Annotated in this window: 30 protein-coding genes; 10 read left to right on the top strand and 20 right to left on the bottom strand. The window is 71.1% G+C overall.

Going from position 1 to position 22,665, the window contains the following annotated elements:
- Positions 1–72 precede the first annotated feature (72 nt).
- A complete protein-coding gene (locus ACIRC0_RS26970; protein WP_403620514.1) occupies positions 73–1,053 on the bottom strand; it encodes an asparaginase in 981 nt (326 codons plus the stop codon).
- 105 nt (positions 1,054–1,158) lie between these two features.
- Entirely contained in the window at positions 1,159–1,779 is a 621-nt protein-coding gene (locus ACIRC0_RS26965; RefSeq protein WP_403620511.1) for an AmfC protein, read from the bottom strand.
- 192 nt (positions 1,780–1,971) lie between these two features.
- Between ACIRC0_RS26965 and dtd the strand changes: the two genes are divergently transcribed.
- The gene (gene dtd, locus ACIRC0_RS26960) at positions 1,972–2,397 is read left to right on the top strand and encodes a D-aminoacyl-tRNA deacylase (RefSeq protein ID WP_403620508.1); all 426 of its coding nucleotides are present in this window, start codon (positions 1,972–1,974) and stop codon (positions 2,395–2,397) included.
- 197 nt (positions 2,398–2,594) lie between these two features.
- Here the strand turns inward: dtd and ACIRC0_RS26955 are convergent, their stop codons facing one another.
- From ACIRC0_RS26955 to ACIRC0_RS26920, 8 genes are all read right to left on the bottom strand, one after another.
- Complete coding sequence (locus ACIRC0_RS26955) at positions 2,595–3,560, bottom strand: YgfZ/GcvT domain-containing protein (RefSeq protein ID WP_403620505.1); 966 nt, start codon at positions 3,558–3,560, stop codon at positions 2,595–2,597.
- Positions 3,561–3,570: 10 nt separating this feature from the next.
- The gene (locus tag ACIRC0_RS26950) at positions 3,571–4,008 is read right to left on the bottom strand and encodes a Fur family transcriptional regulator (RefSeq protein WP_403620502.1); all 438 of its coding nucleotides are present in this window, start codon (positions 4,006–4,008) and stop codon (positions 3,571–3,573) included.
- A 34-nt stretch (positions 4,009–4,042) separates the two neighbouring features.
- Complete coding sequence (locus ACIRC0_RS26945; RefSeq protein WP_403620499.1) at positions 4,043–4,618, bottom strand: FABP family protein; 576 nt, start codon at positions 4,616–4,618, stop codon at positions 4,043–4,045.
- A gap of 218 nt (positions 4,619–4,836) precedes the next feature.
- Positions 4,837–5,688 (bottom strand): hypothetical protein, encoded by an 852-nt coding sequence (locus ACIRC0_RS26940; RefSeq protein ID WP_403620496.1) that lies wholly within the window; start codon positions 5,686–5,688, stop codon positions 4,837–4,839.
- Entirely contained in the window at positions 5,685–6,488 is an 804-nt protein-coding gene (locus tag ACIRC0_RS26935; protein ID WP_403620493.1) for a hypothetical protein, read from the bottom strand. The genes ACIRC0_RS26940 and ACIRC0_RS26935 overlap by 4 nt, the downstream gene beginning before the upstream one ends.
- Entirely contained in the window at positions 6,485–7,255 is a 771-nt protein-coding gene (locus tag ACIRC0_RS26930; protein WP_403620490.1) for a hypothetical protein, read from the bottom strand. The genes ACIRC0_RS26935 and ACIRC0_RS26930 overlap by 4 nt, the downstream gene beginning before the upstream one ends.
- 89 nt (positions 7,256–7,344) lie before the next feature.
- Entirely contained in the window at positions 7,345–7,545 is a 201-nt protein-coding gene (locus ACIRC0_RS26925; protein WP_403620487.1) for a DUF397 domain-containing protein, read from the bottom strand.
- Positions 7,527–8,369, bottom strand: coding sequence for a helix-turn-helix domain-containing protein (locus ACIRC0_RS26920; RefSeq protein WP_403621115.1), 843 nt, complete (start codon positions 8,367–8,369; stop codon positions 7,527–7,529). The genes ACIRC0_RS26925 and ACIRC0_RS26920 overlap by 19 nt, the downstream gene beginning before the upstream one ends.
- A 178-nt stretch (positions 8,370–8,547) precedes the next feature.
- Between ACIRC0_RS26920 and ACIRC0_RS26915 the strand changes: the two genes are divergently transcribed.
- The gene (locus ACIRC0_RS26915; RefSeq protein ID WP_403620484.1) at positions 8,548–8,916 is read left to right on the top strand and encodes a hypothetical protein; all 369 of its coding nucleotides are present in this window, start codon (positions 8,548–8,550) and stop codon (positions 8,914–8,916) included.
- A gap of 42 nt (positions 8,917–8,958) precedes the next feature.
- Positions 8,959–9,321, top strand: coding sequence for a DsrE family protein (locus tag ACIRC0_RS26910; protein ID WP_403620481.1), 363 nt, complete (start codon positions 8,959–8,961; stop codon positions 9,319–9,321).
- Between the two features lie 20 nt (positions 9,322–9,341).
- On the opposite strand, the gene ACIRC0_RS26905 is transcribed toward ACIRC0_RS26910, so the two are convergent.
- Positions 9,342–10,193, bottom strand: coding sequence for a helix-turn-helix transcriptional regulator (locus ACIRC0_RS26905; RefSeq protein WP_403620478.1), 852 nt, complete (start codon positions 10,191–10,193; stop codon positions 9,342–9,344).
- Between the two features lie 87 nt (positions 10,194–10,280).
- Between ACIRC0_RS26905 and ACIRC0_RS26900 the strand changes: the two genes are divergently transcribed.
- Positions 10,281–11,084, top strand: coding sequence for an SDR family NAD(P)-dependent oxidoreductase (locus tag ACIRC0_RS26900; RefSeq protein ID WP_403620475.1), 804 nt, complete (start codon positions 10,281–10,283; stop codon positions 11,082–11,084).
- Here ACIRC0_RS26900 and ACIRC0_RS26895 read toward each other — a convergent pair.
- The 9 genes from ACIRC0_RS26895 to ACIRC0_RS26855 all read right to left on the bottom strand — a co-directional run bounded on the left by ACIRC0_RS26895 (position 11,055) and on the right by ACIRC0_RS26855 (position 16,576).
- Positions 11,055–11,351: a hypothetical protein gene (locus tag ACIRC0_RS26895; protein WP_403620472.1), complete on the bottom strand. Its 297-nt coding sequence runs from the start codon at positions 11,349–11,351 to the stop codon at positions 11,055–11,057. The two genes, ACIRC0_RS26900 and ACIRC0_RS26895, sit on opposite strands and share 30 nt — an antisense overlap.
- Positions 11,352–11,358: 7 nt before the next feature.
- Positions 11,359–11,616, bottom strand: coding sequence for a DUF3099 domain-containing protein (locus ACIRC0_RS26890; RefSeq protein ID WP_389003062.1), 258 nt, complete (start codon positions 11,614–11,616; stop codon positions 11,359–11,361).
- Positions 11,617–11,705: 89 nt separating this feature from the next.
- The gene (locus ACIRC0_RS26885) at positions 11,706–11,993 is read right to left on the bottom strand and encodes a DUF1416 domain-containing protein (protein ID WP_009189358.1); all 288 of its coding nucleotides are present in this window, start codon (positions 11,991–11,993) and stop codon (positions 11,706–11,708) included.
- A 31-nt stretch (positions 11,994–12,024) separates the two neighbouring features.
- A complete protein-coding gene (locus ACIRC0_RS26880; protein ID WP_403620468.1) occupies positions 12,025–12,870 on the bottom strand; it encodes a sulfurtransferase in 846 nt (281 codons plus the stop codon).
- A gap of 143 nt (positions 12,871–13,013) precedes the next feature.
- Complete coding sequence (locus ACIRC0_RS26875; RefSeq protein ID WP_355139345.1) at positions 13,014–13,094, bottom strand: putative leader peptide; 81 nt, start codon at positions 13,092–13,094, stop codon at positions 13,014–13,016.
- 323 nt (positions 13,095–13,417) lie between these two features.
- Complete coding sequence (locus ACIRC0_RS26870) at positions 13,418–14,161, bottom strand: DUF2993 domain-containing protein (RefSeq protein WP_403620465.1); 744 nt, start codon at positions 14,159–14,161, stop codon at positions 13,418–13,420.
- A gap of 140 nt (positions 14,162–14,301) precedes the next feature.
- Positions 14,302–15,378, bottom strand: coding sequence for a hypothetical protein (locus ACIRC0_RS26865; protein WP_403620462.1), 1,077 nt, complete (start codon positions 15,376–15,378; stop codon positions 14,302–14,304).
- 3 nt (positions 15,379–15,381) lie between these two features.
- Positions 15,382–15,636, bottom strand: a complete 255-nt coding sequence (locus tag ACIRC0_RS26860; protein ID WP_200421040.1) for a MoaD/ThiS family protein — start codon at positions 15,634–15,636, stop codon at positions 15,382–15,384.
- 85 nt (positions 15,637–15,721) lie between these two features.
- Positions 15,722–16,576, bottom strand: coding sequence for an alpha/beta hydrolase (locus ACIRC0_RS26855; protein WP_403620458.1), 855 nt, complete (start codon positions 16,574–16,576; stop codon positions 15,722–15,724).
- A gap of 172 nt (positions 16,577–16,748) precedes the next feature.
- On the opposite strand from ACIRC0_RS26855, the gene ACIRC0_RS26850 reads away from it, so the two are divergent.
- The 6 genes from ACIRC0_RS26850 (at position 16,749) to ACIRC0_RS26825 (ending at position 22,529) form a co-directional block, all read left to right on the top strand.
- Positions 16,749–17,528: a winged-helix domain-containing protein gene (locus tag ACIRC0_RS26850; protein WP_403620455.1), complete on the top strand. Its 780-nt coding sequence runs from the start codon at positions 16,749–16,751 to the stop codon at positions 17,526–17,528.
- A 73-nt stretch (positions 17,529–17,601) separates the two neighbouring features.
- Positions 17,602–18,624, top strand: coding sequence for a LacI family DNA-binding transcriptional regulator (locus ACIRC0_RS26845; protein ID WP_263230711.1), 1,023 nt, complete (start codon positions 17,602–17,604; stop codon positions 18,622–18,624).
- A 169-nt stretch (positions 18,625–18,793) separates the two neighbouring features.
- Entirely contained in the window at positions 18,794–19,894 is a 1,101-nt protein-coding gene (locus tag ACIRC0_RS26840) for a S1C family serine protease (protein ID WP_403620451.1), read from the top strand.
- Positions 19,895–19,931: 37 nt separating this feature from the next.
- Complete coding sequence (locus tag ACIRC0_RS26835) at positions 19,932–20,207, top strand: hypothetical protein (protein WP_403620448.1); 276 nt, start codon at positions 19,932–19,934, stop codon at positions 20,205–20,207.
- Between the two features lie 130 nt (positions 20,208–20,337).
- Complete coding sequence (locus ACIRC0_RS26830) at positions 20,338–21,072, top strand: response regulator transcription factor (protein WP_200421046.1); 735 nt, start codon at positions 20,338–20,340, stop codon at positions 21,070–21,072.
- Positions 21,069–22,529: a sensor histidine kinase gene (locus ACIRC0_RS26825; RefSeq protein ID WP_403620445.1), complete on the top strand. Its 1,461-nt coding sequence runs from the start codon at positions 21,069–21,071 to the stop codon at positions 22,527–22,529. Before ACIRC0_RS26830 ends, ACIRC0_RS26825 begins: the two co-directional genes overlap by 4 nt.
- The last annotated feature ends 136 nt before the right edge of the window (positions 22,530–22,665 follow it).

Below are 22,665 nucleotides of genomic sequence, written 5' to 3'. Positions count from 1 at the left end.
GCGTGGATTTACGACTGCCCGCCCCCGGACCCCGCACGTCACCCTCCCGCCCCCGCAGTGCGAAGCGCTCTCCTAGAACGCCGCCCGTATCTCCCCCACCTCACGGCCCCCGCCCAGCAGCGGTGCCCTGCCGATCCGCTGGACCACCGGGGCCTCCACTCCCATCAGGGTCAGTGCCCTGGCCAGGACCGGGCCAAGGGTCCGGGTCGCGCCGTCGTCGATCTTGAAGGCCAGCGCGCGGCCGTCCGGGAGGGCCACCGCCTGCACTGCCTCCGCGCCCATCTTCGACAGGGCGCCCGGTATCTCGCGCATCAGCCAGGTGTCGGGGCGGCGCGTGCCCGCCACGTACTCCGGGTGTGCCCGCATCGCGTCCGCCACGTTGCGTTCCGCCGTGCCCGGGGCCGCCAGGACGAAGGAGCGGTAGGCGCGGGCCAGGCCGGTGAGGCTGATCGCCGTCAGCGGCGCCCCGCAGCCGTCCGTGCCCACCGCCGCCACCGGCTCCCCGGCGGCCTCCTCCACCACGGAGTGGATCAGCTGCTGCAGAGGGTGCTCGGGGTCGAGGTACGTCTCCAGCGGCCAGTCCCGCAGCGCGCACACCGCCAGCATCGCCGTGTGCTTGCCGGAGCAGTTCATCGTGACCCGCTCGCGTACGGCACCCGAGGCCAGGTACGCCTCCGCCTCCTGCGGGTCCAGCGGCAGGTCCGGCGGGCACTGCAGGCGCTCGGGGGTCAGCCCGTGGTCCGCCAGCATCTTCCGCACCAGGTCCAGGTGGAACGTCTCGCCCGAGTGGCTCGCCGCCGCGAGGGCGAGCCGCTCCCCCGTCAGCTCCAGGCCCGCGCGCAGCACACCGGCCGCCTGCATCGGCTTGTTCGACGAGCGCGGGAAGACGGGCGCCGTCACGTCGCCGAGCGCGAACTCCACGGAACCGTCCTCGGCGAGCACCACCAGGCTCCCCCGGTGCCGTCCCTCGACGAACCCGGACCGCACCACCTCGGCGAGCACCGGGGGCACGGAGGACTGCGCGGATATGGCGGGCTGGGCGGAAGTCGACATGGGTGGGGTTGCCCTTCGGGACGGGGACCTGGCCGGCACGGCCCGGGACGGGTTCCCTCCCGGGCGGCGGGCACGCTCAGGGCCCCGGATGGCGGGGCCCTGGCGTCAGGTGAGCAGGTCGTCTACTTGCGCTTCTCCTTCACGGTACCTGCGGGCGATCTCGGCACTGCAGTCGTCCGCCGTGCGCTGCAGTTCCTGCCGCCGCCGGGAGACCTGCTGCTCGTAGCGTACGAGCCGTCCCATCCCCGCGCCCAACTCCTCGTCCGTACGCGCCTGGAGGTCCGACAGCTCCACCTCGGCGAGCATCTCGGCCGCCAGCCGCCGGTACTCCTCGCCGTGCGGTGTGCCGAGAGTCACATGCCGGGCCGAGGACCGCTGGCGGGCGGGGGGGTCCCTGAGGATCTCCGGAAGCCGTTCCATGACCCCGTCGAGCGCTGCGCCGCCCCCGCGCCGGGCCAGCTCCGCGCGCAGGATGTCGATACGGCCCTGCAGCAGCCGCCGTACGTAACTGAGGTCCGCCTCGTCCCGCTGGGCGTCCCGGCGCAGCGCGCGCAGCTCCGGCAGCCCCAGGCCGGACAGGCTGTGCTCCTGCGGGTACGCCCTGCTCGGAGAGCTCGGGGAAGGATCCGCGGGCAGCGGGGGGCTGTCCGTGCGCTGCACGGGCGCCCGGCACTCCGCCATGGTTGCCGTACGGGCGGGCTGCTGCCCGATGCTCGGTGTGTTCATGTACCTACCGTCCCCTCGACCGGCGCGGCACCCCCCACGGATGCGCCGCTAACACACGCATCGTGCCACTGCAAGTAGCCGTAATGTGGCCAAGTGACCATGGACAGCCCAGATGGGGGTGTTGAGGGTCAAGGCGGAACGACCAGTTGGCCGTATCCCGGCGCCGCCGTGCCGCACGGCATCATGGTCCTCATGCGTGCGGTGGTGCAGAGGGTCGACGGCGCGAGCGTCGTCGTGGACGGTGAGACGGTCGGCGAGATCAGCGGCGAGGGGCTGTGCGTGCTCGTCGGGGTGACGCACGACGACACCAAGGAGAAGGCGGCCCAGCTCGCCCGCAAGCTGTGGTCGATCCGCATGCTGCACGACGAGAAGTCCTGCTCCGACATCGACGCGCCGCTGCTGGTGATCAGCCAGTTCACGCTGTACGGCGACGCCCGCAAGGGGCGCCGCCCGACCTGGAACGCGGCCGCCCCCGGCGATGTCGCCGAGCCGCTGGTCGACGAGGTGGTCGCGCGGCTGCGGGCACTGGGGGCGACGGTGGCGACGGGGCGGTTCGGGGCGGCGATGCGGGTGTCTTTGACGAATGACGGGCCGTTCACGGTGCTGCTCGAGATCTGAGCCCGGCGGCCGGGGCCCCCAGGCCGTCGAGGCTCTGGGGGAGGCACGACTGCCCGCAGCCACGACGGCTACGGGCTGCCCGCAGCGGCGGCGCCACCGAGCCGGCGGCACTGCAGCTCCCTGAGGGGCGCGGGGCTGTGTCGACATGCGGCTCCGCCGCGTGGGCGCGCTCGGCCACGACGGACCCGCAGTCGCGACTACGGCTGGACCACGACCTCCTGTGCGGCCGCTGTGTCTCCGGCCAGGAGCCTCGCGTCCAGCGGGACGTTCCGTTTGACCAGGGCCAGGGCCACCGGGCCCAGTTCGTGGTGGCGTACCGACGTCGTCACGAAGCCGATCTTGCGGCCGTCGGGGCCGTCGTCCGCGAGGCGCAGTTCCGTGCCGTGCGGGGGCAGGTGGACCTCGCTGCCGTCGAGGTGGAGGAAGACCAGGCGGCGCGGCGGCTTGCCCAGGTTCTGGACGCGGGCGACCGTCTCCTGGCCGCGGTAGCAGCCCTTCTGGAGGTGGACGGCGGTGCCGATCCAGCCCAGCTCGTGCGGGATGGTGCGGTGGTCGGTCTCGAAGCCCAGGCGCGGGCGGTGCTGCTCCACGCGCAGCGCCTCGTAGGCGAGGATGCCGGCCGCGGGACCGTTCTTCTCCGCGTACGACTCCAGGTCCGCGCGCGGCAGGAACAGGTCCCGGCCGTACGGCGTCTCGCGGACCAGCACCCCCTCGGGCGCCTCGGCGATCGAACCGGCCGGCAGGTGCACCACCGCGAAGTCGTCCGTCCGGTCGGCGACGTCGACGCGGTAGAAGAACTTCATCGACTCCAGGTACGCGATCAACGCGCCCTGGGTGCCGGGCTCGACATGCGCCCAGACCGTCTCGCCGTCGTCGACCAGGTACAGGGCGTGCTCGATGTGGCCGTGCGCGGACAGGATCAGCGCCTCGGTGGCCTCGTGCGGGGGCAGCTCGCTGACGTGCTGGGTGAGCAGCAGGTGCAGCCAGCTCAGCCGGTCCTCGCCGCTGACGGTGACGACACCGCGGTGCGAGAGGTCCACGAATCCGGAGCCGTCGGCAAGGGCGCGCTGCTCGCGGAACAGGTCGCCGTAGTGGGCGGCGACGCCTTCGTCCACGCCCTCGGCGGGGACGGCGCCGGGCAGGGACAGCAGGGGACTCTTCATGGTCTCAAGCCTACGACGTGGTAGTTGAACTCTTGAGCGAACAGTCCTTGCACCGGCCGAAGATCGCGAAGTGCTTCATGTCCGTGTCGAAGCCGAACTCGTCGCGCAGCTTGGCCATGAACTCCGCGGCCACGTCGACGTCGGCCTCGATCACGTTCGTGCAGTCGCGGCAGACCAGGTGGATGTGGTGGTGCCGGTCCGCGAGGTGGTACGTCGGCGCTCCGTGCCCCAGGTGGGCGTGGCTGACCAGCCCCAGCTCCTCCAGGAGTTCCAGGGTCCGGTAGACGGTGGAAATGTTGACCCCCGACGCCGTCTTCCTCACCTCGCTGAGGATGTCGTCGGGGGTCGCGTGCTCCAGTGTGTCCACGGCTTCGAGCACGAGTTGCCGCTGCGGGGTCAGCCGGTAGCCGCGCTGCCGCAGATCACTCTTCCAGTCGGTGCTCACCACAGCCCCAGTGTAGGAGTGTCGGGGCTGCGCGCGGCTACTTGAAGAAGGCGATGCCGTCGTCCGGGAGGTCGTCCGGGAGGGCCTTCGCCCAGCGCTCGACGTCCTCCGGGGTGACGACCTTCTTCAGGTGGGCCGACATGTACGGGCGCAGCTCGACCTCCGGCGTCTGCTTCTCGCCGACCCACATCAGGTCGCTGTTGACGTAGCCGTACAGGCGCTTGCCGCCCGTGTACGGGCCCGACGCCTCGGTACGGGCCACCGCGTCCGTCGCCAGGTCGATCTGCGGCTTCTGGTGCGCCAGCTCGCCGTACCAGACCTCGACGACGCCGTCGTTGCGGACCATGGTCACCTCGACCTTGCGGTCCGCGTCGATCCGCCAGTAGCCGGACTCCGACTCCAGCGGCCTGACCTTGTTCCCGTCGCCGTCCAGCACCCAGGTGTGCGAGTGGTACTCCAGGAAGTTCCGGCCGTCGTGGGTGAAGGAGACCTCCTGCCCGAAGTTGCACTTCTCGGAGCCGGGGAAGTCGTGCACACCCGCGCCGGCCCAGTTGCCGAGCAGGAAGGCGAGCGGGACGAGGTCCTTGTGAAGGTCGGACGGGATCTCGATCATGAGCAGCTTTTCGTCGTGGATGGCGTAGGGGTCAGCGCTGGCCCTCGAAGAGCTTCTTCACGGTCAGTCCGGCGAAGGCGAGCACGCCGACGCAGACCAGGACCAGCAGGGTTTCGAAGAAGATCTCCACGGGAGTGCTCCTTGGTGGGCGAGGGTGGGTACATAAGAGCCGGGTCCCACTGTAGTCGGGCGGGACCCGGCACTCTCCCCGAGGTCGGCTAGCCGAGCAGCTGGCTCTGCAGGACGATCGTCTGCTGGAAGGGCACGGCCTTCGCGCCACCCTTCCTGGACTGCACGATCATCGCGAAGGTGTCGCCCGCGGACAGATACGCCTCGCGTACCTGTTCGGCGCCGTACGGCTTGGTCTCCGCAAACACCTGGTACTTCACGTTCTCGACCCAGGCCGCGACCGGGTAGTCGTCCCTGGCCACCTCGGCGGCACCGCGCACGGCGTACCGCGGGGCGTTGAAGTCGGTCAGTTTGTCGGCCAGGACGTCGTCCGCGACGGCCGCGGTGTCGAACTGCAGCAGGTAGATCCTCGTGTGCGTGCCGTCCGGGGTGTTCCAGCCGCGGGCGGCGACATGTCGCAGGCCGTTGTCGGGCAGCAGCTGCCCGAGTTCGTGGCGGTCGCCCTGGTCGGCGAACTCCTCGAGGAAGGTCCGCGTCGGCAGCCAGCCGTCTGTGCCGCGCAGCGCCGCGTCGGCCGTCGCGCCCTTGGGGGCGGGTAGGAGCAGGGCCCGTAGGTCGGCGTAGTGCGCCCCGGCGTTGTTCCCCTCGGCGAACGGCCCCGGGCTGCCGGACGGCAGCGGCGGCTTCACCAGCGGCGGGTACTCCCAGCGACCGTCGGAGGCGGTGGCCAGCCAGGGGAGGTCGGTGCGCTCCACCCGGGTGATGCCGTACGCCGTCGCACCTCCGGCCACCGCGAAGACGGCCACGGCGGCGGTCCAGCGCAGGAGGGCGCGCAGGGCGCGGCGCTCCTTCTTCACCGGGGGCGGTGCGAGGGGCGGTGTTCCAGGCGCCGACGGCACCACGACGTGCTGCCCCTCGGTCCGCTCGGTCTGTTCGGTCATACCGCCTTCCCCGGGTCCGCGATGCGGTCGAGCTGGGTGCGCAGCAGCAGCGCGGCCCGCTTGGTGTCCATCGGTCCGGCCCCGTACGCCGTCGCCGTGACGAGCACGTCGCCCTGGTACGCGGAGCAGAACATCATGTCGAGCTTCTCGCCCGCCTCCGTCGGCGGGAGGAAGCACTGCGCGTTCTTGTGGCCCTGGATCGCCGGGCCCTTCCGGAAGACGTTCAGGGCGCTCAGGAACTCGTTCTGGAACGTGGAGATGTCCCGTACCGCCGCGCCGCTCTGCAGCTGCGTCAGAACGACGTCCATGGTGAACGCCTTGTCCGTGCTGAGGTAGCTGCGCAGCGCCATGCCCGTGGTGTGCTGACTGTCGATCTGTTTCTCCAGTCGCAGCCGCTGCGAGCGCGGCAGACCGCGCAGAGACTCCTTGCGCAAGGCGGCGGCCTCGCCTCCGCTCAGATGTGCGTCGGCGCCGTACTGGTCGATGTCGGGGCCGCGGACCAAGTCGTCGGTGCCGTACGGCACGAGCATGCCGGCGAGCCCGGACGCGGACGCCGGTTTCGCCCCCGCGTCCTTCCGCTCCGCCGGGAGCTTCCAGGTGGGCGCGCCCGCGTCCCGGTCGGCGCCACTGACGGTCACAGCGGTGTACCCGACACCGGCGACCAGGGCCGCGGCCAGCAGGACGACGCCGGTGACAGCGGCGACTCGGCCACGGCGTACGGGGCCTGGGGCCGGAAGCCCGTCGGGCGGCGCGACGGTCGCTGCCGCGCCGGACTGGCTGTACTCGCTGTTGTCGTTCACAGCCGCCCCACCTGCCGCTTCGCCAGGTCCATGACCTTCCCCTCGGAGATGGGTTTCGTGTCGTAGATCCAGATCTCCATGGCGATGTCACCGCGCCAGGCGTGCGCCTCGGCGGAGTACACCGATACGCCGGACTCGGTCTCGGGCCTGGTGTGGACGTACACCCTGCCGTCCCCCGTACCAGGGATGGCCCAACTGCGCGATCCGGCCTTGCGCTCCGCCCAGTAGCGACCGTCGTCGGCGGAGTCGGCCGCGTCGAGCTTTTCCTCCTGGCGGTACTGCACAAGACGGATCTGGACGCTGTACGTGTCACCCAGCCGCCAGGCGGCGACGGCGGCCCGGCGGAACTCGTTGCCGATCTCGTACCTGAACGCGACGGCCGGCTGCTTGAAGGTCTCCGCGTACTCCGCGAGGCTCATCCAGCCGTCGTGGCCCGGCTCGAACAGGGGTTCCTGCGCGCCGCTCGGCCGCTTGAGCAGCAACGTGCGCAGGTCGCCGTCGGTCCGGACCCGGCGGTCCTGCGCGGCGGACAGCGGCTCGGGCCCCTTGCCCTTGGCCTGGGCGAGTACGGGCTGCGACAGGGGCGGCAGCGCGGTGGGCTCGCGGTCGGCCTGGATCACGTAACCGGTGCAGATGCCCGCGACGACGCCGAGGACGGCGGCCGCGGCGATCAGCAGGGTCGTACGCCCGCTGCGGCGTACGTCGGACGGACCCGGACCCGGATCAGGGACCGATTCCGGCGCATCCGCGACTTCCGAGAACTCCAAGACGTCCCCTCATGGAAAGCGACACACGGATCGGCATCCGTGCGCACAGGAGACTCATGGGCAACGTGCAGGGTTGCTCAGGAAGTCGATCACAATTCGGTGCGCTTGAGTTCGTCGATGAAGCGGGTCCAGGAGGCGGCCTCGAAGAGGAGGGTTCCGCGGGCCGGGTCCTTGCTGTCGCGGACGGGGACGAGGGGAAGGTTGTCGGCGACCTCGACGCAGGCACCGCCGTCCGAGTTGCTGTAGCTGCTCTTGCGCCACGCCACACCGCTCAGGTCGATCGCTCGCACGGCACGTCCTCCAACACACGCAAGATGAATGTCCGCGACTCGGCCGGGTTCAGTGCCAGGTCACGAATTGCATCGTACTTGCGCTGCAGTCCCTCAACCCTGCTTGTTTCCTCGACCAGTTCGCCACGCACATCGTTTTCGGCGTAGGCAACCGTACGACCGTCCAGCAGCCGCAGGAAGGTCACGGCCGTGTCCATCAGGCCGTGCAGCCCGGTACCGAACGGCAGCACGCAGACGGTGATGTTCGGGCGCTCTGACGCCTTCACCAGGTACGCCAGTTGCTCCCGCCACTCACCCGGGTCTCGCAGCGAGGCCCGCAGGACGGCCTCGGAGAGGACGATGCGAAAGGGCGGCGCGTCGTCCCCCTCCAGCACCTTGCGCCGTCCGATACGCGCCTCGACCTGCCGGTCCAACTCCTCGCCCTTGATACCGCCTGCCGCGAGCAGTTCACGCGCGTACTCCGGGGTTTGGAGCAACCCGTGGATAGTGCCGCCGCCGTAGTGCCAGAGGCTGAGGGCCTCCCCCTCCAGCACCATGTAGCGCCTGTACTGCTCCTTGAACTGTGTCGGGTCGGCCACCGCCAGCTCCCACAAAGCCAGCAACAGACCCGGCGTCCCGTAGTGCTGGTCCAGCGCCTCGGCGACCTCGGGGCTGCCCAGGGTCGCCCCGCTCTCCAGCTTCCCGAACAGCGAGGGGTCCCACCCCACCACCTTGGCCAGGTCCCGCAGGCTCTCGCCCCTAGCCGTCCGCAACAGGCGCAACTCCTCCGCGAACCGCCTGCGCGGCTCCTGGCTCCGTCCCGTGATCACCCGTCTCGGCGGCATCGCGCTCCTCCGTGCAATACGGCCGTGGAAGGTGTGGAAAGAGCGCCTGGAGGCGGAGAAGCAGACCTCGTCCACGGCGTTGCGGCCCTGTTCAGGGGCCATGCTCGTAACGTCCGGAACACGCAGCGTAGTCCAAGCGTCGCGCTGCGCGCAGGCGTTGTGGAAAGGAACGGAACCGATGACGGCCCTGGAACGCGGAGCGCTCGTCTACGACCCGGCCACGCGCAAGGTGGGCGAGTACCAGGACAGATCAGGGCCGTACGCCATGCTGCGACCTGTCGGCGGCGGCCGGGAGTGGCAGGCCGACCCCGCCGCCCTCCGCCCCGCCACCCGGCGGGAGCGACTGAGCGCCGGAGTGCGGGCCGCGAACGAGCGTGCCCGGGCCGCCGACGACACCAGCCGCCCTCCTCTGCCCGTCCGGGGCTGTGCGACGTGCGAGGAGCTGGCCGCGCGGCGGGAGGTCGCGCGGGCGGGGTACGACGGCAGCACCGAGACGGACGCGAACGTCCTGCTGCGCCGCCACCACAACCGGGAGCACCGCGCCTGATCAGGCGCACCACGTTCACCCCGGCAGAGCTAGGCTGCGGGCATGGCCAAGAAGCTCGTGATCAAGGTGACGGCGGGGGCCGATGCGCCCGAGCGCTGCTCTCAGGCGTTCACGGTGGCGGCGGTCGCCGTCGCCAGTGGTGTGGACGTCTCGCTCTGGCTGACCGGTGAGTCGTCGTGGTTCGCGCTGCCGGGCCGGGCCGCCGAGTTCGAACTGCCGCACGCCGCGCCGCTGCCCGACCTGATCGATTCGATCATGGCGGCCGGCCGGATCACCCTGTGCACCCAGTGCGCGGCCCGCCGCGAGATCACGGAGAAGGACGTCATCGAGGGCGTACGGATCGCGGGGGCGCAGGTCTTCGTCCAGGAATCACTCGCGGACGACACGCAGGCGCTCGTCTACTAGGACGTATGCCGGCAGTCGGCTCAACGAGTGACGTCCATGCGCTGGGTGCCGATGACCGACAGCAGCCGTAGCGCCTCCTCGGAGGGCGAGCCCGGGACCGCGGTGTAGATCACGACCTGCTGGTCGCGGTCGGTGATGTCGAGGACGTCGCAGTTGACGGTGACCGGGCCGACCAGCGGGTGCTGGAAGGTCTTGCACAGGGTGGGCGCCGCGGACACGTCGTGGGACTCCCACAGACGGGTGAACTCCTCGCTTCCGTCGAGGAGTTCGGCCACCAGCTCGGCCACCTCAGGATCGTCGGGGTAGCGGGCGGCGGCGGCACGCAGCCGCTGCGTCGCATTGCGGGCGAACGCGTCCGCGTCCGACACTCCGTACAGCCGCCGCCCCTGCGTGTGCGGCCCGAGGAAGACACGGCGCACAAGGTTGCGGTCGCGTCGCGGCAGGGCGGAGAAGTCCTCCATCAGGGCTGCCGCCAGATCGTTCCAGGCGAGCACCTCGAAGCTCGCGGACGTCACGGTCGCCGCGGCCTGTGGCAGTCGGTGCAGCAGGTCGAGGATGCTCTGCCGTACCTCGCGCGAGGGCCCGGCCGACGGGAGCCGGGGCGCACCGGCGAGGTGGTGGAGATGGTCACGCTCGGCGTCCGACAGGCGCAGGGCCCGAGCCAGTCCGGCCAGCACCTCCTGCGACGGGTGCGGAGCCCGGGCCTGCTCCAGCCGCGTGTAGTACTCCGTCGAGATGAACGCCAGCTGCGCCACCTCCTCGCGGCGCAGTCCCGGCGTGCGGCGGCGCGAGCCGGCGGGCAGCCCGACCTCGGCAGGGGTGATCCGCTCGCGTCGGCTGCGCAGAAAGCTCGCCAGTTCTTTTCGATCCACCTCCCCAGTGTGTGCGGACGCCGGCCGGCCCAGCCAGGTACCGCCAGTGCCTGGCTGAGCCTCGCGGACGGGCGCAGGCTCGCTCCCATGGACAACACAGCCATCACCGACACGACCACCGCCCCTGCCGACCAGGGCCTGCTGGCCGGCAAGGTCGCCTTCATCACCGGTGCCGGACGTGGCATCGGAGCCGCCGCGGCTCGGCTCTTCGCCCGCGAGGGCGCCCGGGTGCTTCTCGCGGCCCGGACGGAGGACCAGCTGAAGACGGTGGCCGACGAGATCCGGGCGGCGGGCGGCACCGCGGAGTACGTGGTGTGCGACCTGGCCGACGCGGCCGGCGTGCGCGCCGCCGTGGACCGCGCCGTGAGCCTGTACGGCCGGCTCGACATCGCCTTCAACAACGGCGCGACGATCCAGCGACCCGGCCCGATGGACCTGATGCCGGAGGCCGACTTCGACCACATCTACGACGTGAACCTCAAGGGCGTCTGGCTGGCCATGGTCGCCGAGATCGCCGCCATCCGAACCACCGCCAGGACAGGGGCCATCGTCAACAACTCATCCATCGGCAGCCTGAGGGGCAACCCCGAGCTGCCCGCCTACGGCGCGATGAAACGGGCGGTCAACAGCCTCACCGAGTCGGCCGCCGTCACCTACGGCCCGGAAGGCATCCGCGTCAACGCCATCGCCCCCGGCCACACGGCGACCGAGATGATTCGCACCTGGGAGAAGGAATCACCCGGTCTCCGGGAGCGGCTCACGGCGCTCACCCCGCTGCGCCGCGCGGCCGACCCGCTGGAGATCGCGCAGGCCGCCGCCTGGCTCCTCAGCGACCGCTCCTCCTTCGTGACCGGCACGGTCCTACGGGTCGACGGCGGCGCCCGGGCCTGAGCCGGGGATGCCGGGCCACCGGGTGGTGAACTGGGGGCCTCGCTGCCGGGGTGTCCAGCCCAGGCCACGGGCCCGGCGGATCGCCCTGGCCAGGAGTTCCGGGGTGATCACGGTGCCGTGCTCCACCCAGGTCACCATCCGCTGTGCCGGGGCGTCCGCGTCCTCCACCACGATCGCGAGGCCGGGTTCGTCGTCGGGCGCCACCACCCACCGGTAACGGCGGTCGTCGACCGTGATGAGCCGCGTGCCCTTCTTCGCCAGTGCCATCGCGGGTCTATCGCCGCTTCTTGCCGTCCAGTTCGTCCCACCACTCGTCGGACTGCGGGTCCCCGGACGGGTCGTCCCACCAGCGGTCATCGGGACCCCGGCGGTTGGCCACCATCGCGGCCAGGGGCGGGATCACCATCGCGACCACGCACATGCCCACCGCCGCCGGAACCGACCAGATGCGCACGACTCCCCAGGCCAGGACGAACAGCGCCAGGCAGGTGCCCATCATGGCGAAGTACACGTGGCGTCGTCGTGCGTACATACCTTCACTATGCCCCGCGGACATGCGGAAGGACCGCACCCGAGGTGTCCAACCCGTGGGTGCGGCCCTTCAGCCATGCGCGGTACTGCTCAGACCGCGATCGCGACCTCCGCGAGGCCGCCCTTCTGGGCGACGACGGTACGGTCCGCGGTGCCGCCCGGCACCAGGGCGCGTACGGTCCAGGTGCCCTCGGCCGCGTAGAAGCGGAACTGTCCGGTCGCCGAGGTGGGGACCTCGGCGGTGAACTCGCCGGTCGAGTCCAGGAGGCGCACGTACCCGGTCACGGGCTCGCCGTCGCGGGTCACCTGGCCCTGGATGGTGGTCTCACCGGGCTTGATCGTCGAGGCGTCGGGGCCGCCGGCCTTCGCTCCACACATGTGCTTCTCCGTCTTTTCTGAGAGGTCGGTCTTACTTACCGGCGCCGAGCTCGATCGGCACGCCCACCAGGGAGCCGTACTCCGTCCAGGAACCGTCGTAGTTCTTGACGTTCTCCTGGCCGAGCAGCTCGTGCAGCACGAACCAGGTGTGCGCGGAGCGCTCACCGATGCGGCAGTAGGCGATGGTGTCCTTGGCCAGGTCCACGCCCTCGGACTGGTACAGCTCCTTCAGCTCCTCGTCGGACTTGAAGGTGCCGTCGTCGTTGGCCGACTTCGACCAGGGGATGTTCTTGGCGCTCGGGACGTGCCCCGGGCGCTGCGACTGCTCCTGCGGCAGGTGCGCCGGGGCGAGCAGCTTGCCGGAGAACTCGTCGGGCGAGCGGACGTCGACCAGGTTCTTGGTGCCGATCGCGTCGACGACCTCGTCGCGGAAGGCACGGATCGAGGCGTCCTGCGGCTTGGCCTTGTACTCGGTCTTCGCGCGCTCGGGCACCTCGGTGCCGTCGACCAGCTCGCGGGCGTCCAGCTCCCACTTCTTGCGGCCGCCGTCGAGGAGACGGACGTCCTCGTGGCCGTAGAGCTTGAAGTACCAGTAGGCGTAGGCCGCGAACCAGTTGTTGTTGCCGCCGTAGAGGACGACCGTGTCGTCGTTGGCGATGCCCTTCTCCGACAGGAGCGTCTCGAACTGCTCCTGGTTGACGAAGTCGCGGCGGACCGGGTCCTGGAGGTCCTGCTTCCAGTCGATGCGGACAGCGTTCTTGATGTGGTTCTTCTCGTACGCCGTGGTGTCCTCGTCGACCTCGACGACGACGACCTTGGGGTCGTCCAGGTGCTGCTCGACCCAGTCGGCGTCTACCAGGACGTCGCTGCGGCTCATGCTTCTTCTCCTCCGGGGCAGTTGCGGCGGGGCGTTGCGAGTCAGAAGGGGTGCGGGTACGCGGTGTCGCGGTGGCGTACGCGGCGCAGGTGTGGCCCTGTGTCAGGAGCCAGGGCCGGGATACGGGAGTGAAGCTCTCCCGCTCAGGAAGTGCGACAGAGCATGGCGGCGACGCGGCACAGGTCTACTGCCCGCCGCTTCGTGAGATCCGCCTGTCGCTGCATGGGGTCGATCGTAGGGACCGGGCGCGGGGCGTGTCACCGGCGTGTCGAATGGTGAGATGCGATCGTCCGTCATACGAGATGGGATGCGCTGCGGGGCGGTCGCCGTACGACTCCCGGGCGCGCGCGTCCGACACCCCATCTACGGTACGGACGGGGGCGTCTCGCCCATCGGACAATCGTTCCGAGCCCGGTCCGAGCCCGGCTTGCGCCCCGCCCTTGGGGCCTGCCTTCGCTGCCGGTCGCCGGTGGCCGGTCGCCGGTTGTCGGTCGCCGGTGCCCGGTGGCCGGTCGCCGGTTGCCGGTCGTCGCGGTCGCCGGTCGTCCTACCCGGCGAGCCGGACGTCCGAACCCTTCACCGTGATCTCCACGCCGTCCTTCGCGGCCTGGACCTTGTCGAGCTTGATCCCACCGGGGAGCTGGTCGATGCGCTGCCGGAAGTCGGTGATGGTGCGGATCCGGGAGCCGGCGACCTCCATGCCGGCGAGCGCGGGCAGGTTGTCGGCGTGCACCTTGACGGTGTTGCCCTGGGCGGTGACCGAGCTGAGCACGTAGACCGGGTCCGGCAGCTTGATGCCGAGGGCGGGCGCCTCGACCTTGACCGCGACCTTGATCTTCCCGTTCCCGCCGTCGGACAGGCCGATCACCCGGGCGGTGACACCGGGGGCGACATCGGTGGGCTGTGACTTGGCGGTCTTCAGCAGCTCGGCGTAGGTGATGAGCGCGGTCCCGGTGGCGTCGGCGGCGGTGGCCGAGCTGAAGCTGCCGGAGAACGTCACGCCCTTCATCGACGCGTTCAGGTCGTCGATACGGATCTTCTCGGAGCCGTTGCCGGTGGTCGCGTCGTAGTCCTTGATGCCGACCTCGACGTCGTCCAGCTCGCCGGAGAGGACCTGGGTGAGGAAGGGGAAGCCCTTGATGGACACGTCCGGGGTGGTGGCCAGGTTCTCGGTGGTCTTGAGCTTGTCGGCCGCCTCGTTCTGCGCGAAGTGGACCGCGACGCGGTCCGCGATCACGAAGAGGCCGCCCAGGATCACGACGAGGATCAGCAGTATTCGCAGTGCGCGCATTGCTCGGTTGTCCCCCACGTCGGCGGTCGTCACGGCGGTCGGACGGCCCGGAGGCCGTCTTGCGTGACAGTACCCGCCGGGGGAAGGGGAAACGGGGAATTGTTGATCAGCCGTGACACGCAGGGGGCGGGGCCGGCTTCTCAGCCCAGCGCCCGGCCCAGCACGTAGACCACCGGCGCCGCCGCCGTCAGCGGCAGTGCGACACCCGCCGTGAAGTGGACGAAGCGGGAGGGGTAGTCGTAGCTCGCCACCCGGTGGCCGATCAGCGCGCAGACGCCCGCGCCCAGGCCGAGGAACGCGCCCGACGCACCCGACGTGCCGAAACCCGTCACGCCGCCCATCGCGATGCCCGCACCCGACGCCGCCAGCAGGGCCACCACCACCGACGCCGCCGTCGGAAGCGGAAGCGCGCGGGCCAGGACCGCCACGGCGACCGCGACCGCGCCCACGGTGACCGCGTCGGGTACGGCCGCCAGGTGCCCGGCCGCGACGATCGACAGCGCGGCCGAGGCGACCGTCGCCATCAGGCCGTACATCCGCGTGTCCGGGTCGGCGTGCGACCTGAGCTGGAGGACCAGGGACAGCAGGACCCAGACGCCGAGCGTGCCCAGGATCACCGCCGGCGCCTGCTCCCGGCCCGCCACCAGCAGCGCCACGTCCGCGGTGACCGCGCCCAGGAACGCCAGCGCGATGCCCTGCCGGGCCGGCCACATGCCGTTCAGCCGGAACCATCCGGCCGCCGTCACGGCCTGCAGGATCACGAGCGGTACGACGAGCGCGTACGTCCCCACGGCCGCGGCCCCGGCGAGCAGCGCCCCCAGGACCGCGGTGAGCGCGGCCGGCTGCAGCCCGGGCTCGATGATCGGCGAACGGCCCTCGAGCCGGGCCCGCTGGTTGGCGGGCAGGGTGGCCAGGTCGACGGCGGGAGACCCGGGCTCGGCGGTCGTCGTCGCGGTGACGGCGACGCCGGGCGCCGCGTAACCGTCCGGCTCGTACGCCTGCGCGTGCGCCTCCGGCGGCAACGGCTGCGCGGCCCCGTACGGCTGCTGCTGCCATTGCTGATGCTGCTGCGGGTGGGCCGCGCCGTTCGGGTCGTACCAACCCTGTTGCGGGTACCCCTCCTGGGGCTGTCGGGCCTGCGGGGCCTGGTGGGCGTCATAGCCCCCGTACCCGGGGGCCGCGTGTCCCTCGTAGCCCTCGTACGGCTGGTTGCTCATCGCTCATCCTCCTGCGAACGGCGGGAGCACCTCGACCGTGCCGCCCTCGGCCAGCCGTACCGTCTCGTGCTCACGGGTCCCGACGGGGTCACCGTCGACCAGGAAGGAGCAGCGCTTCAGGACGCGGACGAGTTCGCCGGGGTGCCTCTCGCGCGCCGCGTCGAGCGCCTCCGCGAGCGTCGTCGCGTCGTACGGCTCCTCGGCGACCCCCGCGGCCGCCTTCGCGGCGGCCCAGTAGCGCACCGTGCCCTTTGCCATCTGCTTCCTCGACTCGGTCGTGGTGAACACCGCTCAGGCTAGTGCCTCGGCAGGCGATGTCCGCCTGACATCGCCTGCCGGGGCACTAGCCCGACCGGGCGGCCACCCACTCCCCGATGCGGGCCAGCAGGGCGTCGTCACTGGCGTGCTCGGCGTGGCCCATGCCGGGCTCCAGCCACAGTTCGGCGTGGTCACGGGCGGCCTCGGCCAGCATCCGGGGATGGTCGAGGGGGAAGTAGCCGTCCTGATCGCCGTGCACGATCAGCAGCGGGGTCGGCGCGATCAGGGGGACGGATTCGACGGGCGAGGCCGGCACCGGGTCCCAGTCGCGGTGGTGGATGCGGGTGCGCAGGCCGTAGCGGCCCAGCAGGCGGCCCTCGGGGCGGGTCACCAGCCAGTGCAGCCGCCGCATGGGGGCCGTGCCCCGGTAGTACCAGCGGGCGGGCGCACTCACGGACACCACCGCGTCCGTGTCCGCGCCCTCCTCGTGCGCCGCCGCGTGCCGCAGCACCACCGATCCGCCCATCGAGAAGCCGACGGTGGCCACGCGCGTGTGCCCCAGCTCCCGCGCCCACCGCACGGCGGCCGCCAGATCGTGCACCTCGCGGTCGCCGACCGTGGACCGGCCGCCGGACGCCCCGTGGCCCCGGAAGGAGAACGTCACCACCGCGCCGTACTGCCTGAGGACACCCGCCACCCGGCGCACATGGGGTCGCTCCAGATCACCCGTGAAGCCGTGTGCCACGACGATCGCGAGATCGTCCAGATGGCCGGAAGGTGGACGCCCGGTGTCGTATACAACGGATCCCGGATCGTATGCGGCGTCGATCGTCACACCGTCGAGCGTGCGGAGAAACGTCCGCACGGGCCCGCGACGAGCCGTCTCGGAGTGCGGACGAACCGTTGATCCTGCCGTTCCACCTGCCGTACCAGTGCTCATGTGGGCTATTCTGCTGGGCAGAGGACTCGGGCAGCGTAGCCCCCGGGTCCTTTTGTGCTTTCGGAAGCGTTGTATACGACGCGGGAAACCGCAGGTGTACGGGCCGCCGGGATGCGCAGAGCAGTGCCGCCCCGCCAAACGTCCTCGCAGGGACCGAGGAGGAACCAGACGTATGAGTTCTCTGCTGCTCCTGACCAACGCCCTCCAGCCGTCGACGGAGGTGCTTCCCGCTCTCGGCCTGCTCCTGCACAACGTGCGAGTGGCTCCGGCGGAAGGCCCCGCCCTCGTCGACACCCCGGGTGCCGACGTCATCCTCGTCGACGGACGACGCGACCTGCCGCAGGTACGCAGCCTGTGCCAGCTGCTGCGCTCCACCGGGCCCGGCTGTCCGCTTCTCCTGGTCGTCACCGAGGGCGGTCTCGCGGCCGTCACCGCCGACTGGGGCATCGACGACGTACTCCTCGACACCGCCGGCCCCGCCGAGGTGGAGGCCCGCCTCCGGCTCGCCATGGGCCGCCAGCAGATCGTCAACGACGACTCCCCGATGGAGATCCGCAACGGCGACCTGTCCGTGGACGAGGCGACCTACTCCGCCAAACTCAAGGGCCGCGTCCTGGACCTCACCTTCAAGGAGTTCGAGCTCCTGAAGTACCTCGCGCAGCACCCCGGCCGGGTCTTCACCCGCGCCCAGCTGCTGCAGGAGGTCTGGGGCTACGACTACTTCGGCGGCACGCGCACGGTCGACGTCCACGTACGACGGCTGCGCGCCAAACTGGGGCCCGAGCACGAGTCCCTGATCGGCACCGTCCGCAACGTGGGCTACCGCTTCGTCACCCCGGAGAAGGTGGAGCGCGCCGCCGAGGAGGCGAAGGCCAAGGCGGCCCGGCCGAAGGCGGACGACGCCGACGAGTCGGCGCCGGTGTCCGGGGCCGAGGTGGCGGCCGAGGCATAGAGACAGGTCACAGGTGGGGCATAGAACGGCGAAGGCCCTGCCCAGAGGCGGTCCATCCGCGTAGACTCCGCGCGTGGCCAAGGTGACTCGGGACGATGTGGCGCGGCTGGCGGGGACATCCACCGCCGTCGTCAGCTATGTCATCAACAACGGACCCCGGCCGGTCGCCCCGGCCACGCGCGAGCGCGTCCTCGCCGCGATCAAGGAACTGGGATACCGGCCCGACCGGGTCGCCCAGGCCATGGCGTCGCGGCGCACGGACCTCATAGGCATGATCGTGCCGGACGCGCGCCAGCCCTTCTTCGGGGAGATGACGCACGCGGTCGAGCAGGCCGCCGCCGAGCGCGGAAAGATGGTGCTGGTCGGCAACACCGACTACGTGGCCGAGCGCGAGGTCCACTATCTGCGGGCCTTCCTCGGCATGCGCGTCTCCGGGCTGATCCTGGTCAGCCACGCGCTCAACGACCACGCCGCCGCGGAGATCGACGCCTGGGACGCCCGGGTCGTCCTGCTGCACGAGCGACCCGAGGCGATCGACGACGTCGCCGTCGTCACGGACGACCTGGGCGGCGCCCAGCTCGCCGTGCGGCACCTCCTCGAGCACGGGTACGAGTACGTCGCCTGTATGGGCGGTACGGCCGAGACGCCGGCGGTCGGCGACCCCGTCTCCGACCACGTCGAGGGCTGGCGGCGCGCGATGCAGGAGGCCGGCATCCCGACGGAGGGCCGCCTGTTCGAGGCGCCGTACAACCGGTACGACGCGTACAACGTCGCCCTGGAGCTGCTGTCCGGGCCGCACCGCCCCCCGGCGATCTTCTGCTCCACCGACGACCAGGCGATCGGCGTGCTCCGGGCGGCCCGCGAGCTGCGGATCGACGTCCCCGGGGAGCTGGCGGTGGCCGGGTTCGACGACGTGAAGGAGGCGGCGCTGACGGACCCGCCGCTCACCACGGTCGCCTCGGACCGTTCGGGCATGGCCCGAGCGGCCGTCGATCTGGTGCTCGACGACGGGCTTCGGGTGGCCGGGTCGCGGCGAGAGCGGTTGAAGCTGTTCCCCTCGCGGTTGGTCGTGCGCCGTTCCTGCGGGTGCGAGTAGGTCCCCTCGCGGTCACGGTGAACCCCCTCGGAGCCGTGGGTAACGGGTCTTCGGGAACGGGTCTTCGTCACGGCCCCCGACACGGCTTTATATCGGGCATACACGGTTCTGTCGGGCTTCTCAGCCGGGACTCAGGTAGCTCTCATGATCAGGGGACACTCTCTTTTGCATGACCGAGAGCTTCCGCCGCAACGACGAGTACGACCCCCAGGGGTACGGACCCCAGTCCGCGTACCCCGAGCAGCAGCAGCACACCTCCTCCCCCGTGAACCCGGAGTGGCCGCCCCCTCCGGCGTACGAGCCGGCGCAGCCGGCGGTCGCGGCCGGCGGCGGTCATGACGGATACGGCGGCGACGACGGCACGGCCGTCCTGGCCGCCGTCCCTGCCCAGCCCGGGCCGAAGCGGCGCACCAAGGGCCCGCTCGCGCTCCTCGCCGCCGTGGCGATCGTCGCCGCGGCGATAGGTGGCGGCACGGCGTACGGGATCCAGGAGCTGACCGGCAAGGACACGGCCGTCTCCTCCAGCTCGACCAGCACCAACGTGGTGCCGTCCAGTGCGAGGGGCACGGTCGCCGGAGTGGTCGCCGCGGTCAACCCGAGCATCGTGGAGATCAACGCCACCTCGAACGCCGGTGAGTCCACCGGTTCCGGCGTGATCATCACCAGCGACGGCCAGATCGTCACCAACAACCATGTCATCTCTGGTGCCTCCTCGATCAAGGTGACGACGAGCGACGGCAAGTCGTACACCGCGCAGGTCGTGGGCACCGACAGCAAGAAGGACCTGGCGCTGCTCAAGCTGCAGGGCGCCTCCGGGCTGAAGGCCGCCACGCTCGGCAACTCCGACGGCCTCCAGGTCGGCGACCAGGTCGTCGCCATCGGCTCCCCCGAGGGCCTGAGCGACACGGTCACCAGCGGCATCATCTCCGCACTGAACCGTGACGTCACCGTGCCGACGGACGAGAACCAGCGGCAGGGCGGCAGCGGCCGGTGGCCGTTCGCGTTCGGCGGCCGGCAGTTCAACGGCGACACGGGCTCGTCCACGACGACGTACAAGGCGATCCAGACGGACGCCTCCCTCAATCCGGGCAACTCCGGTGGCGCCCTCATCGACATGAACGGCAACGTCATCGGCATCAACTCGGCGATGTACTCGGCCAGTTCGGACTCGACCTCGTCGAGCGCCGGCAGCGTCGGCCTGGGCTTCGCCATCCCGATCAACACCGTCAAGTCCGACCTGGCGACGCTGCGCTCCGGCTCCCAGAGCTGAGCGGGCGCCCCGCCGGGCGAGTGGTAAGGAGTACGACATGATCACGATGGCTGTGCACGAGGTCACCGGTGCCACCGAGCCCGGCGGAGTCCTGCTGGCCCTGGCCGTGGCGAACGAGCTCCACGCCCCGATGCGGCGCCGGGTGCGGACCCGGCCCCAGCCCCGCCCCCGGACCCGGCCGCGGGTCGAGCGCGCCCCCGAGGTGGCGGTCCCGCAGGTGGCGGTGCCGCAGCTGATGGGGCTGCGGATGACGGCTGCGCGGCCGCACCGCCGCAAGGTTCCGCTGAGCCGGCTGACCGCGGTGATGGGCTGACCAGGGGCCGCGTGGCTGCGGGCACTCGTGCCTCCCTCCCCCACCGCCCCGCCCTTTCCGTCCCCGACCCGAATCGTGCGAGGCTGATTCCGTATCGCCCGTCCGTCGCACCTTGAGGAACTCCACATCCATGAGCCCCGCCGAAGGCGACCGTGACCCCCAGCGCATCCTGATCGTCGACGACGAGCCGGCCGTGCGTGAAGCACTCCAGCGCAGCCTCGCCTTCGAGGGCTATGCCACCGAGGTGGCCGTGGACGGTGCGGACGCGCTGGAGAAGGCGACCGCGTACAAGCCGGACCTGCTGGTCCTCGACATCCAGATGCCGCGCATGGACGGCCTCACCGCCGCCCGCCGGATCCGGGGCGCGGGCGACACCACTCCCATCCTGATGCTGACGGCCCGCGACACGGTCGGCGACCGTGTCACCGGCCTGGACGCCGGGGCCGACGACTACCTGGTCAAGCCGTTCGAGTTGGACGAGCTGTTCGCCCGTATCCGCGCCCTGCTGCGCCGCAGCCACTACGCGGCGGCCGTGGCGGGCGCGGCCGAGGAGAACGACGTCCTCACCTTCGCCGACCTGCGCATGGACCTCGCCACCCGCGAGGTCACGCGCGGCGGGCGCCCGGTGGAGCTGACCCGTACCGAGTTCACGCTCCTGGAGATGTTCATGGCACACCCGCGCCAGGTGCTGACCCGCGAGCAGATCCTGAAGGCGGTCTGGGGCTTCGACTTCGAGCCGTCGTCGAACTCGCTCGACGTGTACGTCATGTACCTGCGCCGCAAGACGGAGGCGGGCGGCGAGCCGCGCCTGGTGCACACCGTGCGTGGCGTGGGCTACGTCCTGCGGCAGGGCGGCGCCGAGTGATCAAACGGTTCCGGTCCCTCCCGCTGCGCTCACGGCTGGCTCTGCTGGTGGCCGCCGCGGTGGCGTTCGGGGTGGCGGCGGTGTCGGTCACCTGCTGGTTCATCGTGCAGGGCAAGCTGTACAAGCAGATCGACGACCAGCTGACGTCCGTCAGCGGCCCGGTCAAGATGGTGGGGCTGACGAACACCCTGAGCAACTGCACGACCACGCCCCGCCCCCAGGACGACCGCGGCCCGCAGGCCGACACCTCCTACATGCAGGTGATCAACACGGACGGCAGGGTCTGCGTCTACCCGCAGTCCGCGGGCCTCCTCCGCGTCACCCGCACCGATCTCGAGATCGCCCGGAACCCGGACCCGGAGAAGAGGATCATCCACAACGGCACCGACAGCAAGGGCAACCCGGTGCGGGTGATCGCGGCGCCCCTGGTGAGCGAGGGTCCGGGCGGACTGCAGCTGTTCTCCGACAGCGCCCTGCTCGTCGCGGTCCCCCTCGCCGACACCCAGAACACCCTCGGTGACCTGGCCCTGGTCCTTCTCGTCGTGTCCGGCATCGGTGTCGTGGGGGCCGGAGCCGCGGGCCTCGCCGTGGCCCGGGCGGGCCTGCGCCCCGTCGACAAGCTCACCGAGGCCGTCGAGCACATCGCCCGCACCGAGGACCTCACCACCCGCATCCCGGTGGACGAGGAGAGCGAGGACGAGATCGCCCGCCTGTCCCGTTCCTTCAACTCCATGACGTCGGCCCTGGCCAGCTCCCGGGAACTGCAGCAGCAGCTGATCGCGGACGCGGGCCACGAGCTGCGCACCCCGCTCACGTCGCTGCGCACCAACATCGAACTCCTCACCCGCAGCGAGGAGACGGGCCGCCCGCTGCCCCCGGAGGACCGCAAGGCGCTGCTGGCCTCGGTGAAGGCGCAGATGACGGAGCTGGCCTCGCTCATCGGTGACCTGCAGGAACTCTCGCGCCCCACGAGCGGCCAGCACGCCGGCAAGGCGCAGGTGGTGGCGTGGCAGGACGTCGTGGAGTCGGCGCTGCGCCGCGCCCGGCTGCGCGGCCCGGAGCTGACGATCACGGCGGACCTCCAGCCGTGGTACGTCCTCTCGGAGCCGTCCGCACTGGAGCGGGCGGTGGTCAACATCCTGGACAACGCGGTGAAGTTCAGCCCGGAGAGCGGCACGATCGATGTCCAGCTCGCCGATGGCGTCCTGACCGTACGCGACCACGGCCCGGGGATCGCGGCCGACGAACTCCCGCACGTCTTCGACCGCTTCTGGCGCTCCCCGAGCGCCCGCGCCCTGCCCGGCTCGGGCCTCGGTCTGTCGATCGTGGCCCGCACGGTGGAACAGGCGGGCGGCGAGGTGTCCCTGACCCCCGCGGAGGGCGGCGGGACGGTGGCGACGGTACGGCTGCCGGGTGCGCCCACTCCGCCGCCGGAGGAACAACCGGCCGTCGCGTAGCAGCGCCCCTGCCGGGGCAGTGGACGCCGAGCATGCCGGGGGAGTCGATGTCGACGGTGGCCACGCCCGGCGGCGGGTAGTCCTGCTCCCGGCCGGGTCAGCAGGATCGGCATCCCGGTGAACTCGGCGCGCGGCA

Origin of the sequence: Streptomyces sp. NPDC093984 (genome assembly GCF_044764595.1) — a bacterium.
GTDB classification, from domain to species: Bacteria; Actinomycetota; Actinomycetes; order Streptomycetales; family Streptomycetaceae; genus Streptomyces; species Streptomyces cynarae.
The sequence above is the reverse complement of the archived record's forward strand: the minus strand, read 5'-3'. Positions and strand labels throughout refer to the sequence as shown.

Coding starts and splice junctions, on each gene's coding strand:
- ACIRC0_RS26970 (WP_403620514.1), bottom strand. CDS start 1,053: ATGTCGACTTCCGCCCAGCCCGCCATATCCGCGCAGTCCTCCGTGCCC.
- ACIRC0_RS26965 (WP_403620511.1), bottom strand. CDS start 1,779: ATGAACACACCGAGCATCGGGCAGCAGCCCGCCCGTACGGCAACCATG.
- dtd (WP_403620508.1), top strand. CDS start 1,972: ATGCGTGCGGTGGTGCAGAGGGTCGACGGCGCGAGCGTCGTCGTGGAC.
- ACIRC0_RS26955 (WP_403620505.1), bottom strand. CDS start 3,560: ATGAAGAGTCCCCTGCTGTCCCTGCCCGGCGCCGTCCCCGCCGAGGGC.
- ACIRC0_RS26945 (WP_403620499.1), bottom strand. CDS start 4,618: ATGATCGAGATCCCGTCCGACCTTCACAAGGACCTCGTCCCGCTCGCC.
- ACIRC0_RS26940 (WP_403620496.1), bottom strand. CDS start 5,688: ATGACCGAACAGACCGAGCGGACCGAGGGGCAGCACGTCGTGGTGCCG.
- ACIRC0_RS26920 (WP_403621115.1), bottom strand. CDS start 8,369: ATGCCGCCGAGACGGGTGATCACGGGACGGAGCCAGGAGCCGCGCAGG.
- ACIRC0_RS26915 (WP_403620484.1), top strand. CDS start 8,548: ATGACGGCCCTGGAACGCGGAGCGCTCGTCTACGACCCGGCCACGCGC.
- ACIRC0_RS26910 (WP_403620481.1), top strand. CDS start 8,959: ATGGCCAAGAAGCTCGTGATCAAGGTGACGGCGGGGGCCGATGCGCCC.
- ACIRC0_RS26900 (WP_403620475.1), top strand. CDS start 10,281: ATGGACAACACAGCCATCACCGACACGACCACCGCCCCTGCCGACCAG.
- ACIRC0_RS26895 (WP_403620472.1), bottom strand. CDS start 11,351: ATGGCACTGGCGAAGAAGGGCACGCGGCTCATCACGGTCGACGACCGC.
- ACIRC0_RS26890 (WP_389003062.1), bottom strand. CDS start 11,616: ATGTACGCACGACGACGCCACGTGTACTTCGCCATGATGGGCACCTGC.
- ACIRC0_RS26885 (WP_009189358.1), bottom strand. CDS start 11,993: ATGTGTGGAGCGAAGGCCGGCGGCCCCGACGCCTCGACGATCAAGCCC.
- ACIRC0_RS26880 (WP_403620468.1), bottom strand. CDS start 12,870: ATGAGCCGCAGCGACGTCCTGGTAGACGCCGACTGGGTCGAGCAGCAC.
- ACIRC0_RS26875 (WP_355139345.1), bottom strand. CDS start 13,094: ATGCAGCGACAGGCGGATCTCACGAAGCGGCGGGCAGTAGACCTGTGC.
- ACIRC0_RS26870 (WP_403620465.1), bottom strand. CDS start 14,161: ATGCGCGCACTGCGAATACTGCTGATCCTCGTCGTGATCCTGGGCGGC.
- ACIRC0_RS26865 (WP_403620462.1), bottom strand. CDS start 15,378: ATGAGCAACCAGCCGTACGAGGGCTACGAGGGACACGCGGCCCCCGGG.
- ACIRC0_RS26860 (WP_200421040.1), bottom strand. CDS start 15,636: ATGGCAAAGGGCACGGTGCGCTACTGGGCCGCCGCGAAGGCGGCCGCG.
- ACIRC0_RS26855 (WP_403620458.1), bottom strand. CDS start 16,576: ATGAGCACTGGTACGGCAGGTGGAACGGCAGGATCAACGGTTCGTCCG.
- ACIRC0_RS26850 (WP_403620455.1), top strand. CDS start 16,749: ATGAGTTCTCTGCTGCTCCTGACCAACGCCCTCCAGCCGTCGACGGAG.
- ACIRC0_RS26840 (WP_403620451.1), top strand. CDS start 18,794: ATGACCGAGAGCTTCCGCCGCAACGACGAGTACGACCCCCAGGGGTAC.
- ACIRC0_RS26835 (WP_403620448.1), top strand. CDS start 19,932: ATGATCACGATGGCTGTGCACGAGGTCACCGGTGCCACCGAGCCCGGC.
- ACIRC0_RS26830 (WP_200421046.1), top strand. CDS start 20,338: ATGAGCCCCGCCGAAGGCGACCGTGACCCCCAGCGCATCCTGATCGTC.